Raw genomic sequence first — 15574 nt, 5'->3', positions numbered from 1 at the left:
CGCCGCGATCTGGCACAACAACAAGACCGGAGCACCCGTCACCCGATCACTCATTGCCTACGACCACTGACGGGTTCGGAACTACTCGTCTAGGAGCCACCGCATCATGACCCTGTCGAGCCTTCGCGGCCGGCGCCGCGGTGTGGCGATGATCGCCGCCGCCGTCCTGGTCGCCGGCCTACCCGCCGCGCCGGCCGCCGCCAGCACCACGACGACCGAAACCGCTCTTCAGTGGTACGACGCCACCGCTGCCGCCGTCGCCACCGGCACACGGCCGCAGGTCGCCAACAGCCGCGCGTGGGCGATCAGCTGGCTCGCCGCCGCGCGCGCCACCCGGACCGCGCCCACCGGAAACCCCCGCCACTACCGCGACGCCGCGCTCGCGTCCGCCGTCCACACCGCGCTGAGCACCCTGATCCCCGACAGTGCTGCCGCGCTGGACTCGGCACTGCGGACCACACTGGACCGGGTACCGGACGGGCGGGCCAAGGAACAGGGTGCGGCCACCGGCCGCGCCGAGGCACGCTGGCTGCTGACCCAACGGACGGGCGACGGGCTCGACCCCGCCTCCGTCAACCCGGCGTATCCGAACCCCGAAGCGGGCCCGGGTAGCTGGCAGCCCACCCCACCGGACTTCTCCCCCGCTCAGCAGGCCGGAACCCGCTTCGCCCGGCCGTTCCTGCTCGACCACGCGAACCGGTACCGGCCCGGTCCACCGCCCGCCCTGAACTCGGAGCCCTACCGCGCGGACCTCGCCGAGGTCCGGGCGTACGGGGCTGTGGACAGCGCCGTACGGACACCCCAGCAGACCGACACGGCGACCTTCTGGCTCGGCTCCTCACTGACTCTCTACACCGGGATCCTGCGCGCCGCGCTCGCGCAGTACACCGGGCCGGTCGCCGAGCGGGCGAGCCTCGTGGCCATCTTCCACGTCGCGCTCGTCGACACCCAGATCGCGACCTCCGACGCCAAGTACGCATACCTGCGCTGGCGACCGGTCACCGCCATCCGGGCCGGCGCAGGCGGAGATCCGGCCTGGACGCCCCTGCACGCGACGCCGGCGCATCCGGACTACCCGAGCGGGCACAACACCTACTCCGGCGCCGCCGAGCAGGTGCTCACGGCCCTGCTGGGCCCGCAGGCCCGGGAGCCGTACACCATCACCAGCCCGAGCCAGCCGGCCGCCACCCGGACCTACCGCGACTGGCGGCGACCTACCAGGGAGAACGTCGACGCCCGGGTGTGGTCGGGCATCCACACCCGTAGCGCGGACGAGGCCGGCGTCCGGCTCGGCCGCGACGTGGCCGCGCACACGCTCCGCAACGCACGACAGTTGTTCCGCTGACCGAACCCATCGGGGCGAGGCGGCCGTCGCCGCTCCGCCCCCGAAGCGGGGAGACCCTCCGATGAGCCTCGAGTTCCTCTGGTACATCCCGAACCAGCTGACGACCGTATCCGCGTCCAAGGAGGTGACCGAGAGGCTGACGTGGGCCGGCCAGGTTGAACGGGGAGCTCGATAATTCCCTACTAATCCGGTCTGTGTTATAGGTCTCTAGTCCTGGATTTTCCCGGCGCGGCTCACGGAACATGGTCGCTGCGGCTGCCGAGCCGCGCGGTGTGGCATCGACCGGTAACCGGTCTCCAGCTACCGGAACGAGCACCGAGAGGGGTCAGCGTGGGCAGGAAGTGTTGCCGGGAGCGCTGAGCTCCCCGGCCCACCCACCCCTGGACCCCGTAAGGAACCAACGTGTCCGCCGACACTCATCTCGCGCCGCCGGCTCCGACCCGACCACCAAGCCCGGCCCGCAGCACAGCTGCCCGCCACCTCTGGCGCCGTCTGGCCGCCGACCGTTGGGCGCTGGGCGGAGCCGGCGGCGTGGCCCTCTTCCTCGTCGTCGCGGCCGCCGCCCCACTGTTCAGCGCGATCGCCGGTCAGGACCCCTACACGTACGACCTTGACGCCCTGTCTGACTCCGGAGCGCCGAAGGGCTTCGGCGGCGGAATCAGCGCCCAGCACTGGTTCGGGGTGGAACCGATGACCGGGCGCGACCTGTTCGCGATCGTGGTACACGGCGCCCGGACCTCGATCCTCGTCGGCGCCGGGGCCACCACCGTCTCGGTGCTGCTCGGAGTGGTCGTCGGCCTCACCGCCGGCTTCTACGGCGGCTGGTACGACCGCATCGTCACCCGGACCATCGACGTTCTGCTCGGTTTCCCGTACCTGATCTTCGTGATCGCGCTCGGCGCGATCGCCCCGACCAGCCTCCCGAAGCCGCTGCTCCTCGTCGGCGTGCTCGCGATCTTCGGCTGGCCCTCGATCGCGCGCGTGGTCCGTGGCCAGACGCTGACATTGAAGCGGCGCACCTTCGTGGTCGCATCGACTGCGCTCGGCGCCGGTGGCTGGCACCTGCTCGTGCGGCAACTGCTCCCCAACCTCACCGCCACGATCATCGTCTACGCCACCATCACGATCCCGTCGATGATCGGTGCCGAGGCTGCCCTCTCCTTCCTCGGCGTGGGGGTACCGCCGCCGACCCCGGCGTGGGGTCGCTCGATCGGCGACGCGATCGGCTGGGTCCAGACCGACCCGATGTTCCTGGTATTTCCCGGCGGGGCGCTCTTCCTCGCCACGCTGGCCTTCAACCTGCTCGGCGACGGCCTGCGCGACGCGTTCGACCCGAAGACGCGGGGGCTGCGGCGATGAGACTCCTCCGGCTGGTCTCCGGACGCCTCCTCAGCATGATCGTCACGCTGCTCGTGATCAGTCTGATCACGTACGCGGTGTTCGTCCTGCTGCCCAGTGATCCGGCGCAGCTCTCGTGCGGACGACCCTGCACACCTGAACGGCTCGCCGACGCCCGCGCCTTCATGGGCTACGACCAGCCCTGGGCGCAGCAATATGTGGCGTTCCTCGGCGGGATCGTCACCGGCCGCACCTTCGGCACCGGAGCTGCCGCCGTGCACTGCGCGGCGCCATGCTTCGGGTACTCATTCCAGCTGAACGAGTCGGTCACCCACCTCATCCTGGAACGCATCCCGGTCACCTTCTCCATCGCCGTCGGCGCTGCCGTGCTGTGGCTGATCATCGGCGTCGGCACCGGAGTCGTCGCGGCCGTCCGCAGGGGCACCGCCATCGACCGGGCAGCGATGACGTTCTCCACGATCGGTGTCTCCGCTCCCAGTTACCTGGCCGGCCTGCTCGGCATCCTGCTGTTCGGCTTCACCCTCAACATGGTGCCCGTCAACGGGTACGTGCCGCTGACCGAGGATCCGGTGGGCTGGTTGTGGCACCTGGTGTTGCCCTGGTGCGTGCTTGCCCTGATCTCCGCGGCGGTCTACGCCCGGCTGACCCGGGGTCAGATGCTCGACGTGCTGGGCGAGGACTACATCCGCACGGCTCGCGCCAAAGGGCTGCGGGAACGGCGGGTCGTCGGTCGGCACGCCCTGCGCAACGTCCTCGTCCCGGTGGTCACCGTCTTCGGGCTCGACCTCGGGTCGCTGCTCGGCGGCGCGGTCATCACCGAGCGGGTCTTCAGCATGCCCGGGCTGGGCGCCCTGCTACTGGACGCGGTCGGCAACGTCGACCTTCCGCTGATCATCGGGGTCACCCTGTTCTCCGCGTTCCTCATCATCCTCGCGAACTTCATCGTGGACCTGGTCTACGGCGTCCTCGATCCAAGAGTGGCGTCCTGATGCGCCAATCATCGAAAGGTAAGGCACTGATGACAAGACGCAGCGCACTCGCGCTCGCAGTCGTACTCGCCCTGGCTGGTTGCAACGCGAACCCGGACGTCACGCCGGACGCCGACGGATCGGCCGGGGGCAACGAGAAGGGTGGCACGTTGACCATCCTCAACGCCGCCAGCGACATCAACTTCGACCCCGCCAAGAGCCAGAACCTGGCCATCACCACCCTGGGCCTCGTCCTGCGCCGGCTCACCACCTGGGACGTCCAGCCCGGCAAGACCGCGCAGGTGGTCCCGGATCTGGCCACGGACACCGGCAAGACCACCGACGGCGGCAAGACCTGGACCTTCACGCTGAAGAACGGGCTCAAGTACTCCGACGGGTCCCCGATCACCGCCGGCGACGTCAAGTACGGCATCGAGCGCTCCTTCGCGCCCGAACTCTCCGGCGGCCTCGGCTACCACAAGAGCCTGCTCGTGGGCGGCGCCGAGTACAAGGGGCCGTATTCCGGAGCGGACCTGGCCTCGATCGACACCCCGGACGCGAAGACCCTCGTCTTCCACCTCAAGACGGCGTACGGCGACTGGCCCTGGATCGTCTCCATGCCGGCGTTCGCGCCGGTACCGAAGGCGAAGGACGACCCGCAGAAGTACACCCAGAATCCGGTCGCGTCCGGCCCCTACCAGGTCGAGTCGTACCAGCAGGGTGTCTCGGTGAAACTTTCCCGCAACCCGAACTGGGACGCCACCACCGACCAGGTCCGCACCGCCGGACCCGACAACATCGTCTTCCAACTCGGCCAGGACACCACGGTCCAGTCGCAGCGCCTGATCGCCGACTCCGGTGACGACCGCTCGGCCTTCGGCGCCGGGTTCGTGGCGCCCGCCCAGCTCGCGCAGATCGAGCAGAACGCCAGCGCGAAGCAGCGGCTGGTCACCTCGGAGGCCGGCGCGCTCTCGTACCTGGCACTCAACACCCAGCGCGGGCCGCTGAAGGACGTCAAGGTCCGCCAGGCCATCCAGTACGCCGTGGACAAGCGCGCCTACCAGGTCGCCTCCGGCGGTGCCATCGGCGGCGACCTGGCCAGCACGTTGATCACCCCGGGCATCGCCGGGCGGGTCGACTACAACCTCTACCCGGCCGACCCGTCGGGCGATGTCGCCAAGGCCAAGCAGTTGCTCACCGAGGCGGGGCAGACGTCCCTGAACCTCACGCTCCTGTCCGAGAACGACCAGCCGAACCTCGCCAAGTCCCAGGCCATCCAGCAGGGGCTGCAGCGGGTGGGCATCACGGTGACGATCAAGCCGGTCGACGAGGACGCCTGGACCGCCGAGGTGACCGGCGACAAGGCCGACTACGACCTGACAGTCGCCAGCTGGCAGCCGGACTTCCCCAGCGCCAACGGCAACATCCAGCCGCTGTTCGCGTCCACCGAGATCGGCGGCGGTGGCTACAACAGCGCCCGCTACTCCCAGCCCGAGGTCGACGCGCTCATCGGACAGGCCACGGCCGAGACCGACCCGACGAAGGCACAGGCCCTGTGGGCACAGGCCGACAAGCGCATCCTGCAGGACGCGCCGATCGTGCCGCTGACCTACACGAAGAACTCGTTCCTGCACGGGTCGAAGGTGCAGAACTTCTTCGTGCCCGCCTTCCCGGCCTATCCGAACTACCTGAAGGTATCGCTGAAGCAGGGATGACGGCCTCCCCTCCGGAGCCACACCTCGCGAAGGCCACCCGGTCACCGCTGCTCGCGGTGGCCGGGCTGGCCGTGACGTTCGAGGCCGATGGCGACACGCACGCAGCCGTTCACGACGCGTCCTTCGAGCTGCACCGCGGGCAGGTCCTCGCCCTGGTCGGCGAGTCCGGGTCAGGCAAGAGCGTCACCGCAATGGCCGCCCTGGGCCTGCTCCCCGCCACCGCCCGGGTCAGCGGCAGCATCACCCTCGACGGCGCCGAGCTGATCGGTGCCGAGCCGAGCCTGCTGCGGGAGGTGCGCGGCGGCCGGGTCGGCACGATCTTCCAGGAGCCGATGACCGCGCTCAACCCGGTCTTCACCATCGGTGACCAGGTCGCCGAGGCGATACGGGCACACCGCCCGGTGCGACACTCTGCCGCCAACGCTCGGGTTCTGGAGTTGCTCGCGACCGTCGGTCTGGACGACCCCGTACGAGTGGCGCGGTCGTACCCGCACGAGCTCTCCGGTGGCCAGCTCCAGCGAGCGATGATCGCGATGGCCATCAGCTGTGACCCGCTGCTGCTGATCGCCGACGAGCCGACCACCGCTCTGGACGTGACCGTTCAGGCTGGCATCCTCGACCTGCTCCGTGACCTGCGCACCCGACTCGACATGGCCGTCCTCCTCATCACGCACGACATGGGCGTGGTGGCGGACGTCGCCGACGACGTGGTGGTGCTGCGCGACGGTCAGGTCGTCGAACAGGCGCCCGCCGCTGAACTCTTCGCCGCGCCCCGGCACGAGTACACCCAGGCGTTGCTGCACGCCGTACCCACGTTGCCGGAGCTGCGGCTTGCCCGGCCTGAACCGGCGACGCCATGGGCGAACGAGCCACGACCGCTCGACATGTCGGCCGGCACGAACCCCGTCGTGCTTCTCCGCAACGTCGTCGTCGACTATCCGGGAAAGCGGCGCGGCCGGCCGGTCCGGGCGGTGGATGACGTCTCGTTCCACATCGACCAGGGCGAACTGGTGGCCCTGGTGGGCGAGTCCGGCTCCGGCAAATCGACCCTCGGCCGGGCGATTGCCGGCCTCGTACCGGTGACTGCCGGCACGGTGACCGTCGCTGGCATCGACGTGGGGCGCGCCTCCCGCCGTGAACTGCGCACGTTCCGCTCTCAGCTCGGCATCGTCTTCCAGGATCCTGCGTCGTCCCTGAACCCCCGCCGGACGGTCGGCGCGAGCATCGCCGAACCGTTGTCGCTGCACACCGATCTGCGCTCGGACGCGCAACGCCACCGCGTCGACGAACTGTTGGACGCGGTCGGGCTGCCGTCGCGCCTGCACGACCGCCATCCGTACGAGATGTCGGGTGGGCAACGGCAGCGGGTGGCCATCGCCCGCGCCATCGCCTTGAACCCGGCCTTGTTGATCGCGGACGAGCCCACCAGTGCTTTGGACGTGTCGGTGCAGGCGCGGATCCTGGAACTGCTTCGGTCGCTACAGGGCCACTTCGGTTTCTCCTGCCTGTTCATCAGCCACGACCTGGCAGTGGTCGAGCAGCTCGCGGATCGGGTGGCGGTACTGCATCGCGGCCGGGTCGTGGAGGAGGGTCCGGCCGACGATGTGCTACGCGCCCCCCGGCACCCGTACACGTCACGGCTGTTGGCGGCAGCACCGGTTGCCGATCCGGCGCAGCAGGCGCTGCGTCGCGCGGCGTGGCGGCAGCTCACCGGCGCGTCGAGCTGAGGGGACATCACGGCCCGCAGAAGATCCTCGCCGAGGCGGCTCGAACGCTCGGCTTCGAGCAGCCCGTAGCCGTGAGGTTTCGTGATGGTGCGGGGCCCGACCCGATCAGACCGTGGACCGACGATCTGCCGGGAGCCGATCCGGCACGCGGACAGCGCGGAACGTGGTGTGGCGCCGCAGCGTGAAACCGATCGATTCGTACAGCCGGATCGCCGAGGGGTTGCTGGCGGCCGCGTGCAGGAAGGGCCGCTCACCCCCAGGCGCAGATGCCGGCCGCGACGGCCTGGACCAGCCGGGTTGCCAGGCCCCGACCGCGGACCTCAGGGGCGGTGCAGACCGCGCTGATCTCGGTCCAGCCCGGCGGGTGCAGCCGCTCGCCAGCCATCGCGACGAGTGCCCCGTCCCGTCGAAGGCCCAGATAGGTGCCGAGTTCGACGGTCCGGGGCAGGAACGGCCCCGGTTGGGTGCGTGCGATCAGGGAGAGCATCTCGGGGCGACGTCAGGTTGGTAACGGGCTGCCCGACCGTGTACTTCGGCGAACCCCCGGTGTGGGCCGGTCAGCGCGGCCCAGCGGCATGACCTGCACGAAAAGGCCGGCCAATGCGCGGACCGTCCGCCGTTTTGACCGCTTGACGGCGATTGCCCGCCCGCCTGGAACTTTCCTGCGTAGCGACCGACCAACGAGCAAGAGCAACCATCGGAGGACCGTACTACCGGCCCTTTCGGCTCACCGCGACGCTCGATCGTCGCCCCGGCTGCTGCTGGCGAAGCGTCGACGACCGAACCGCACGCGTGCGGTCGTGTCACTTCATTGATTCAGAGGTCAAGGTCAACACGTGTCCGACACAGATTCCCGGCAGCTCGCCTCCGACGATCCTGATAACACCCGGACCACCTTCGAGGCGCCGGCGACCTCCGCGGCACACTCCCGCAACGCGTACCGCGCGGCACCCGGGGCGTACCCCTGGTTGGGCTCTGCCGCCGTCGGTGCCGGTGGCCTCGCTCTGCTGCTGCCCGGCCTGCGGGTCGGCGGTGCCCTCACCGCCGCGATACCCGGCCTGCCGGACGCGGGACCGGCAACGACATGGGCCCTGCCGGTCATCCGGCTGCTCTCGAACGGCCTCGGCACCCTCACCGTCGGCATGGCGGTGGCCGGCGCGTTTCTGCTGCCCGGCGACGAACGCAGCGTCTCGCCCCACGGCTACCTGCTCCTGCGGCGAGCGAGCCTCGCCGCGCTCGGATGGACGATCGCGGCACTGACGCTGACTGTACTGACGGTCTCCGACCTGCTCGGGCAACCGCTGGGGACGCTCAAGCCCGCGACCGTGGTCAGTTTCGCCACCACGATCTCGCAAGGCCAGTCGCTGATGTTGCAGGCCGGGCTCGCCCTGACCGTGGCGCTGCTGGCACGCGTCGGGGTGTCCCGAGGGCTCGCCGCGACGGTCTCGATCCTGGCGCTGGTCGCCGTGCTTCCGCCGGCTTTCACCGGTCACGCCGCCGGAGCGGGAAATCCCTCATCGCCCCCGACTGGTATGTCGCTGTGCACCCCGCCTGGGCATCGTCGCTGCTGACCGACCAGAAGCTCGGCGCCGGCATCGCCTGGGCGTTCGGCGAACTGCCCGCCGTCGTCGTCATGATCGTTCTGATTCGCCAGTGGATTCGCGCTGACCAGCGTGAACAGGTCCGCCTCCACCGGGCGGCCGACCGGGCGGCCGCCACCGGCGAGGAGGACGACCTCGCCCGCTACAACGCGTTCCTCGCCGCAGCGGGGCGTGCGGAGTCCGACCCACGCAGCACGTCCGGGCCCGACCAGCACTGACCCCCGGCAGCCATCCTGGTCCGCCACATTCCCGGGAACCGCCGGGGCCATCTGGCCGACTACCTCACGAGGCCGGAGCTGACGCGACGAACCACCGGGCGACCATGCCAGCAGGAGGAACACCCCCTGGGTGCTTCTCGCCAATTCCGATCGGATGACCATGTCTCTCACCGAACTGTCCGGCGCGCCGACGCCGGAACCCACCACAGCCGCCAATACGCCAGCCCGACCGGCCCGACGCGCCTCCCCGTTCGGCGCGCTGCTGCTGCGGCTGCACTTCTACGCCGGCATCCTCGTCGCCCCCTTCCTCGTGGTCGCCGCACTGACGGGGCTGGCCTACACCACCACCCCACAACTGGACGCCATCCTCTACGGCGACCAACTGACCGTCGCCCAGGTGGGCGACCGTCCGCTGCCGCTGGCGGAGCAGATCGGAACGGCACGCAACGCGCATCCCGACGGCAGCATCGCCATCGTGCAGTCCGGCGACGGCGACCAGAGCACCCGGGTCACGTTCTCCCTGCCAGAGCTCGGCGAGAAGCAGCACACCGTCTACGTCGACCCGTACACGGCGCAGGTCAAGGGCCAACTGACCACGTGGTTCGGTTCCACCCCGGCCACCACCTGGCTGGACGACCTGCACCGCAACCTGCACCTGGGCGTGGTGGGTCGGCACTACTCCGAACTGGCCGCGAGCTGGCTGTGGGTGATCGCGCTCGGCGGCGTCATCCTCTGGTGGCGCCGCCGCAGCGCCAACCGGGCCACCGCCCGACACCTGCTCGTGCCGGACCTGTCCGCCGGCAAGGGCGTCCGTCGCACCCGGGGTTGGCACGCCACCACCGGCATCTGGCTCACCGTCGGCCTGCTGTTCCTCTCCGCCACCGGACTGACCTGGTCCCGCTACGCCGGGGCGAACTTCGGCGCCGGCCTCGACGCGCTACAGGCCCGCGCTCCGGAAATCTCCACCAGCCTCACCACCGATCCGGCCGTACCAGCCGCGGCCGAAGGCGGCCACGAGCACGGTGCCGCCGCAGCGGGCGGGGTCGTCGTGTCGGCAATCTTCGACCAGGTGTCGACGGCCGCCCGCGCCGCGGGTCTCTCCGGCCCGGTCGAGATCGCCCCGGCGGCGGAGCCGGGCTCCGCCTGGACCGTTACGCAGGTCGACAACACCTGGCCCATCGCCAAGGACCGGGTCGCCGTCGACCCCGCCACGGGTACGATCACCGCCCGTAGCGACTTCGCCGACTGGTCCCTGCTGGCCCAACTCAGCGGCCTCGGCATCCAGGCCCACATGGGCATCCTCTTCGGACCGGTCAACCAGATCCTGCTCGCGGCGCTCGCCCTCGGGCTGCTCTGCGTCATCGTCTGGGGCTACCGCATGTGGTGGCAACGCCGACCCACCCGCACCGACCGACGCTCTCTCGCCGGCACCACGCCGGCCCGCGGCGGTGTCCGGAGCCTGCCCCTCTGGTCACTGCTGATCGGCGTACCAGTGATCGCGGCGATCGGTTGGGCGCTGCCGCTGTTCGGGCTCACCCTGCTGGCGTTCCTCGTCATCGACGTCGTAGTGGGCGCGGTGTCGCGGCGGCGGCGTCCCGCTGCGGTCCCCACCTTCCCCGCGCCGGCCGGCAGCTGACGCACCGGCGGGGTTCGGCCGCTCGTCCGGCGGATGGGCGGCCGAACCCCGCGCGTAGAGTCGCGTATCCGCGCCCATACGAATTGGAGGCCGTTGACCAGGGAGGACATCCCGGTCGACGGCCGCTTTTCGTGCTGTCGGGACGGCCGGATTCGAACCGACGACCCCTTGTTACCATCCGTGACCAAGTCGAGCTTCTCATTGATTGTCAACCAAGGGCGTTAGGCTGCACAGACACGATCAAGCAGTGGTCGCTTCTTGTCACTGGTTGTCAACGGCAGCCGGGGGTTTTCGGGGGGTAAACGGGGGGCAGGCCGAGAGGACAGCACGGGGTCCCACCGCGCCCGCTCCCCCACCATCGGGGACGTGCCGTCACCAGGAAACAGCGTGCGCCTGCTCGGCGCGACTCGCACCACGAGCAAGGGGTTCGTGTCGGTGGGGCGACACGAACCATTGCCCCACCGACGATGGCGCTCAGCGCAACTCTGAAGCTCGCGCAACTCTAGCTGCGGTGATTGCTCTCCGGATTCGCCGAAGGGGCCGTCTGTCAGCGTACGAATTCGTGTCCCCAGATAGATTCGATGATCGTGGCCAGGCTGTCCAGTGAGGCCAACGGGCTGGGTTGGGAGGCGAAACTGCCCCCGGGGCGCGGCGCCGCCGGCCGCGGTCAGAGCGGCGCTGGCAGGGGTGGGTGCAGCTTAGCGCGGTGCGACGCCGTTGGACGCAGTTCAAGGCCGTTCAGGACACCCCGCTGCTCCCAACCTGCTTCCCCCGGGCTCGCCACGGGCCGCCGATCGTCGACCGGTCGTCAGGTGCGGGAGCCATTGCTGTAAATGGCCCCAGCGCTGGCTCCCGCAGCCGCATCGACAGCGGTTGGTCCAGGAGAAGGTGCACTCAACGGCCCTGTGGCGGTGCAGGACGATGAGGGTGGTCTGCCCGGCAGAGTTCGCGACGATCCATACGATCCACGCGAGGTGGGGCGCGCCCAGCCTCGACGAGCCGGCCAGTGTAGCCGCTGTCGATCCAAACGAGGCGGATGGTGCGAAGCAAGACCCACAGCCCGCTCTGCATCCCTGTCAGTCGGAGGTGTTGACGATGCGGCGTCGCCGGCGGATGGCTGCTTCGCCTCGGGTGAGACACCGCGAAGCATGCCGCCGAAGGGCCGCCCCTCGGATCATGGCCTCTGACGCGCTCGGGGTAGGTCCCATAGTCGCGGTCCAGGCGGCGGTGGGCGGTGAGCCGGGCCAGGCTCCGTTGCACGGCCCAGCGACGCGGATGCACAACGATGGATACTTCCCCGATCTGCCCACGCACTCGGAGAAGGCAGCATCGGCTCGATGCTCCCCCACTAGCATCGGGTCAGACGGGTAGCGCCGCACTCGATCCATGCCTGCCTACCGACCGAGTGCGTCCAGCGACCGGACCCACTGTGCGACACAGTCGACCGGCCCACATTCCAAACGCGCGCTCTCAATACAGCGGCGCAGATGCGGCACCAGGCTCTTTGCTGACCTGATGCCGCATCTGCCTCGAATAAGTGGTGCGCATCCGACGCTAGTGTTGGATCATGCGCCGGTTTCAGCCAGCCCAGAAGACGGTACATTGGTTATGGCGGGCGGCTGCATCAAAGAAGGCTACCAAACGGTGATACCTTTCGCCCACGACCTGCGCAGCATCGTGCACTACCTCGTCAGGGATCGTGATGCGGCTCCCCTCCATCAAAGCGATCGATTTCAGGTAGTCGGGGGAGCTTGGGTCAAGGTCGACGTGTTGGCCATCCTCCGCCTCGAGCACGGCCCGCATATGCGGCACCAGGAGATCAAAAGACACTCGATTCAGGCACTCAGCCCCTTGCGCGACCTCGTCTACGTTTAAGTGCCGTGAGCGAATTTCGTCTCCCCATGCCCTGCGCTCGTCTGGAAAGAGCGATCCACCGGTGATGGGATTGATGGGAAAGTCCGCAGCATCCATGAGTGCGGCGAGCCTCCTCCAATCCCGATCCAGGTCCAGGCGGCGTACCGGATCGAAGTCCGCAAGCCGGTCGTATGCATCCGCGACTCTCAAACGACGAATCTCTTCCAACTCGCCTATGCTAAGCCGCGCAAGATCCCCTAGCACGCTCACCGCAACCCCCCAATCACTATCATGGCCGCAATCGGCTTTCGCTTGCCATTATTGCGTCGTACTTTCTCTCAACCATCCAGACCCGGAGGCATGGGGCAATATCCGGTGTATCCGAACTCACACAGATATTCATCCCCCTTCTCTGGATCACTGAAGGCTTCGCCCGCTTTATAAATATCGTAGAGTTCTCCTACCACGCCGAGAGCTCCCATTCCCCGGCCAGCCCCACCACGGCCTCCGCGAACTCGGGTGTCTCCGACCGGCCCTCGGGGCGCCACCGCGCGAGCCCGCGCAGCGGAAATTGCGGCCGCGTGAGTCTTGCTGTGCATCTCGCCGGTGTCGAACCCCGTCGTTGGATTGATAACCCGGGCATTCGGATTTCCGGCCAACCTCTGCCGCATGTCCGCCGCCTGCTTGTCGTCTTTTGCGACGAAGACAACGTATTGCGTCTGCCGCTTCGCCCCCGACCCGTCGTCGGTACGCATCTTGTTGACGACCGTCTTTGCACCAAGCTCTTCTTCACCGATTGCTTGAGTGGTGAAGTCATAGGAATCAACACTGACTATCTTGCCATCAATCCACGACACTTTGATCGCGTCAGCAGTCGTTCCCGCAACAGTTACTTCACCGGAGGGTAGCGTCACGGCACCCTTCAGCCTTTGTGCCTCCGCGTTGTCATCCTGGAGGATGTACCGGGAACCGGTTCCCGTCTTCGGATCGTAGTATTCACCCGAACGCTGCAAATCTTTGTTGAGAAACTCTACCGCCTTGGCCTCCGACTCATGAACCGTCTTCCCCTTCGGCCGCTGGAAGTGTGGATAGCCATTTTGGTCGACGTAGATTGCGCTGGTGCTGCTAACCTGAGTGAGTGCCTTGTATCCAGTGCCACTATTGGCTCCAGGGACATGGTAGTCATCCCACGGGACAAGACCGCTGGGATCAGCGGACGTGATTGGACTGTTTCGCGAGTAAGCGTAACCACCGAGATCGCTTGGATTGTTCGGATCGATCAATGGATCGGCGGAGACGAACCTACCGATTGTTGGGTCGTACTCACGGGCACCGAGGTGGGTAAGGCCCGTACCGTCCTGCACTCCCCCGAGAAACCCGCGCGTGTCCGGCCAGAAAGTCGGAAGTGCGGCTTCTCTTGTAGTGCCGTAAGGCGTGGTTCGTCGCCACGCGATAGCTCCGGTGCTGGCGTTGATAGTACAGGTCGCAGTGTTATGGTGATCCGTCGCCTGGAAGAAGACACCGCTGCCATTGCGGACAGCAACCGTCCGGCCCGCAAAGTCGTAGTAGCGGATAGCGGTCAAGCTTGCACCGGTTTGGGCAACCTCCATGCCCGGCAGGTACAGGGTGGTGCCGCTGGGGCCCTTGCGGACGATACGGCTGCCGTCCGCGTCATAGAGGTAAGTTGTCGCCTGCTCGCCCGCCGGCGCAGTAGCGGCAAGGTGACCCTCAGAGTCCCAAGCCAACACCTGATGAGCCGATTGGCCACCATCAGTGCAGATATTCGCTGCCGTGGTGTTGGGTCGGCATTTGGTGTTGCCGGCGGCGTCGTATGCGTATCGATAAGTACGACTTCCGGTCGGGCCGGTTTCCTCGACCTCACTGAGAGCGTGGGGCTGATTCTGCCCGGCCCCTTGTGCTGGATACGTGTAGTCCCGCTTAATGTCGTCAGCCCCCGCAACGGAGTGAAGAGTCTCGGTGTCGCGGTTGCCAGCTGCGTCGAACGTCCAGGAGTGATGGTAAGGCGCAGGGCCTCCGACGCCGGTCTGGGAGGCACCCTCGGCACAGGTTTTGGTCGTGCTGTCGGTCGACCATGCCTCCGAGAGACGTTGCAAGTGGTCGTAGGCGAAGCATTGGACATCGCGGGTGCCACCAGTGGGCGCGTCCGAGATGGACTTCACGTTACCCGCCGGGTCGTATTGGTAGTTCGCGTTCATGTCACCGCTGGACACGCCCTGCCGATCCACCTTGGAGTTGCTCAACCGGCCGGTTCCGCGCTCGTAGTCGTAGGTCAGCCAGGCTTTCTTACCGGTGCCGCCTGTGTAGAGTTCCGCCTGCAGAAGCTGGCCGGTGTTGCCGTACGAGGTTGCCGTGACATAGCTGCTGGAACCTGTCAAGGTCGTGGGTCGTAGGAGGTTGTCGTAGGTCGTGACCACAGCCTCCGCTGCCATGATGGATCCAACCGCGGGCATTCCCGTAGACTGCAGCGTGCCATCGGTATTGTAGGCGGTCGAGAAGTCGTATGACTTGCCGAGCTGGGTACCTACGCCGCCGGAGGGGAAGCTGTAGCGGGTCTTGGTAGGCCGATACAATTGGTCGCGGCTTTGGATGATGGTGAAGTAGTTCTGGCCGCCGGCGATGCGTTGGCTGTAGTACAGCTGTCCCTTGTTGCCGGTGCTGTCGTAGAACCAGGCGGCCTGCTTGGTCCCGGTGGCGGCGTCACCGCTCCACACCTCTAGTTTGCGGCCGATGGCGTCGTAGACGTAGGACAACTTGTTGCCGCGGCTGTCAGTCGTGGCCTTGAGCTGGCCCAGCGCGTCATATTCGTAGGTACTGTCCCCCGCGTCGGGGTCTTCGACGAGCGACTGCAGGTTCCGTTGGTTGTAGTGGTGGCGCCACACGTTGCCGGCCGGGTCAGTGACAGTCTCCAGCGATCCGGCCGGGGTATAGGTGTACCGGGTGACGTCGGCCGGACCTGTGGGGCTGTCACCTCGGTACTGGTGCAGCTCGCTGGTCCGTCCGCGGCCGTTCACGACTACGGTTGTGGGGATGCCGCCCTCAGAGCGCGTTTGTTTTGTGGGTGGGTCGGGCGTGTCGCACAGTGGGTCCGATCGATGAGCCTGGCTCATTCGATGGACAGGCATGGATCGAG

Annotated in this window: 12 protein-coding genes; 8 read left to right on the top strand and 4 right to left on the bottom strand. The window is 67.8% G+C overall.

Annotated elements, in window-relative coordinates:
• Positions 1-106 precede the first annotated feature (106 nt).
• The 5 genes from ACGFH9_RS30525 to ACGFH9_RS30505 all read left to right on the top strand — a co-directional run bounded on the left by ACGFH9_RS30525 (position 107) and on the right by ACGFH9_RS30505 (position 7114).
• Positions 107-1345, top strand: a complete 1239-nt coding sequence (locus tag ACGFH9_RS30525; RefSeq protein ID WP_393226241.1) for a vanadium-dependent haloperoxidase — start codon at positions 107-109, stop codon at positions 1343-1345.
• Between the two features lie 402 nt (positions 1346-1747).
• The gene (locus ACGFH9_RS30520; protein ID WP_393226238.1) at positions 1748-2704 is read left to right on the top strand and encodes an ABC transporter permease; all 957 of its coding nucleotides are present in this window, start codon (positions 1748-1750) and stop codon (positions 2702-2704) included.
• Entirely contained in the window at positions 2701-3693 is a 993-nt protein-coding gene (locus tag ACGFH9_RS30515) for an ABC transporter permease (protein ID WP_393226235.1), read from the top strand. Before ACGFH9_RS30520 ends, ACGFH9_RS30515 begins: the two co-directional genes overlap by 4 nt.
• A gap of 29 nt (positions 3694-3722) precedes the next feature.
• The gene (locus ACGFH9_RS30510) at positions 3723-5387 is read left to right on the top strand and encodes an ABC transporter substrate-binding protein (protein WP_393226232.1); all 1665 of its coding nucleotides are present in this window, start codon (positions 3723-3725) and stop codon (positions 5385-5387) included.
• Positions 5384-7114: an ABC transporter ATP-binding protein gene (locus tag ACGFH9_RS30505; protein WP_393226229.1), complete on the top strand. Its 1731-nt coding sequence runs from the start codon at positions 5384-5386 to the stop codon at positions 7112-7114. Before ACGFH9_RS30510 ends, ACGFH9_RS30505 begins: the two co-directional genes overlap by 4 nt.
• 105 nt (positions 7115-7219) lie before the next feature.
• On the opposite strand, the gene ACGFH9_RS30500 is transcribed toward ACGFH9_RS30505, so the two are convergent.
• Together ACGFH9_RS30500 and ACGFH9_RS30495 are read right to left on the bottom strand one after the other, a co-directional pair.
• On the bottom strand, positions 7220-7324 hold the full coding sequence (locus ACGFH9_RS30500; RefSeq protein WP_393226244.1) for a hypothetical protein: 105 nt from the start codon (positions 7322-7324) through the stop codon (positions 7220-7222).
• A 40-nt stretch (positions 7325-7364) separates the two neighbouring features.
• On the bottom strand, positions 7365-7601 hold the full coding sequence (locus ACGFH9_RS30495) for a GNAT family N-acetyltransferase (RefSeq protein ID WP_393226226.1): 237 nt from the start codon (positions 7599-7601) through the stop codon (positions 7365-7367).
• Between the two features lie 349 nt (positions 7602-7950).
• Here ACGFH9_RS30495 and ACGFH9_RS30490 point away from each other — a divergent pair, with 349 nt between their 5' ends.
• The 3 genes from ACGFH9_RS30490 (at position 7951) to ACGFH9_RS30480 (ending at position 10569) form a co-directional block, all read left to right on the top strand.
• Positions 7951-8685, top strand: a complete 735-nt coding sequence (locus tag ACGFH9_RS30490; protein WP_393226224.1) for a hypothetical protein — start codon at positions 7951-7953, stop codon at positions 8683-8685.
• Positions 8655-8933: a cytochrome c oxidase assembly protein gene (locus ACGFH9_RS30485; protein WP_393226221.1), complete on the top strand. Its 279-nt coding sequence runs from the start codon at positions 8655-8657 to the stop codon at positions 8931-8933. The genes ACGFH9_RS30490 and ACGFH9_RS30485 overlap by 31 nt, the downstream gene beginning before the upstream one ends.
• A 154-nt stretch (positions 8934-9087) precedes the next feature.
• Complete coding sequence (locus ACGFH9_RS30480) at positions 9088-10569, top strand: PepSY-associated TM helix domain-containing protein (RefSeq protein WP_393226218.1); 1482 nt, start codon at positions 9088-9090, stop codon at positions 10567-10569.
• A gap of 1578 nt (positions 10570-12147) precedes the next feature.
• Here the strand turns inward: ACGFH9_RS30480 and ACGFH9_RS30475 are convergent.
• Both ACGFH9_RS30475 and ACGFH9_RS30470 read right to left on the bottom strand, forming a co-directional pair.
• A complete protein-coding gene (locus tag ACGFH9_RS30475; RefSeq protein WP_357574904.1) occupies positions 12148-12687 on the bottom strand; it encodes a DUF1877 family protein in 540 nt (179 codons plus the stop codon).
• A gap of 74 nt (positions 12688-12761) precedes the next feature.
• A complete protein-coding gene (locus tag ACGFH9_RS30470; RefSeq protein ID WP_393226215.1) occupies positions 12762-15455 on the bottom strand; it encodes an RHS repeat-associated core domain-containing protein in 2694 nt (897 codons plus the stop codon).
• Positions 15456-15574: the final 119 nt, after the last annotated feature.

Source organism: Micromonospora sp. NPDC049102, from assembly GCF_043197485.1.
In the GTDB taxonomy this organism is placed as follows: Bacteria; Actinomycetota; Actinomycetes; order Mycobacteriales; family Micromonosporaceae; genus Micromonospora.
This window is presented reverse-complemented; position numbering and strand designations above follow the sequence as displayed.

Excerpts from the sequence above, each read along its gene's own strand:
- ACGFH9_RS30525 (WP_393226241.1), top strand. The coding sequence starts at position 107 with ATGACCCTGTCGAGCCTTCGCGGCCGGCGCCGCGGTGTGGCGATGATC.
- ACGFH9_RS30515 (WP_393226235.1), top strand. The coding sequence starts at position 2,701 with ATGAGACTCCTCCGGCTGGTCTCCGGACGCCTCCTCAGCATGATCGTC.
- ACGFH9_RS30510 (WP_393226232.1), top strand. The coding sequence starts at position 3,723 with ATGACAAGACGCAGCGCACTCGCGCTCGCAGTCGTACTCGCCCTGGCT.
- ACGFH9_RS30505 (WP_393226229.1), top strand. The coding sequence starts at position 5,384 with ATGACGGCCTCCCCTCCGGAGCCACACCTCGCGAAGGCCACCCGGTCA.
- ACGFH9_RS30495 (WP_393226226.1), bottom strand. The coding sequence starts at position 7,601 with ATGCTCTCCCTGATCGCACGCACCCAACCGGGGCCGTTCCTGCCCCGG.
- ACGFH9_RS30480 (WP_393226218.1), top strand. The coding sequence starts at position 9,088 with ATGACCATGTCTCTCACCGAACTGTCCGGCGCGCCGACGCCGGAACCC.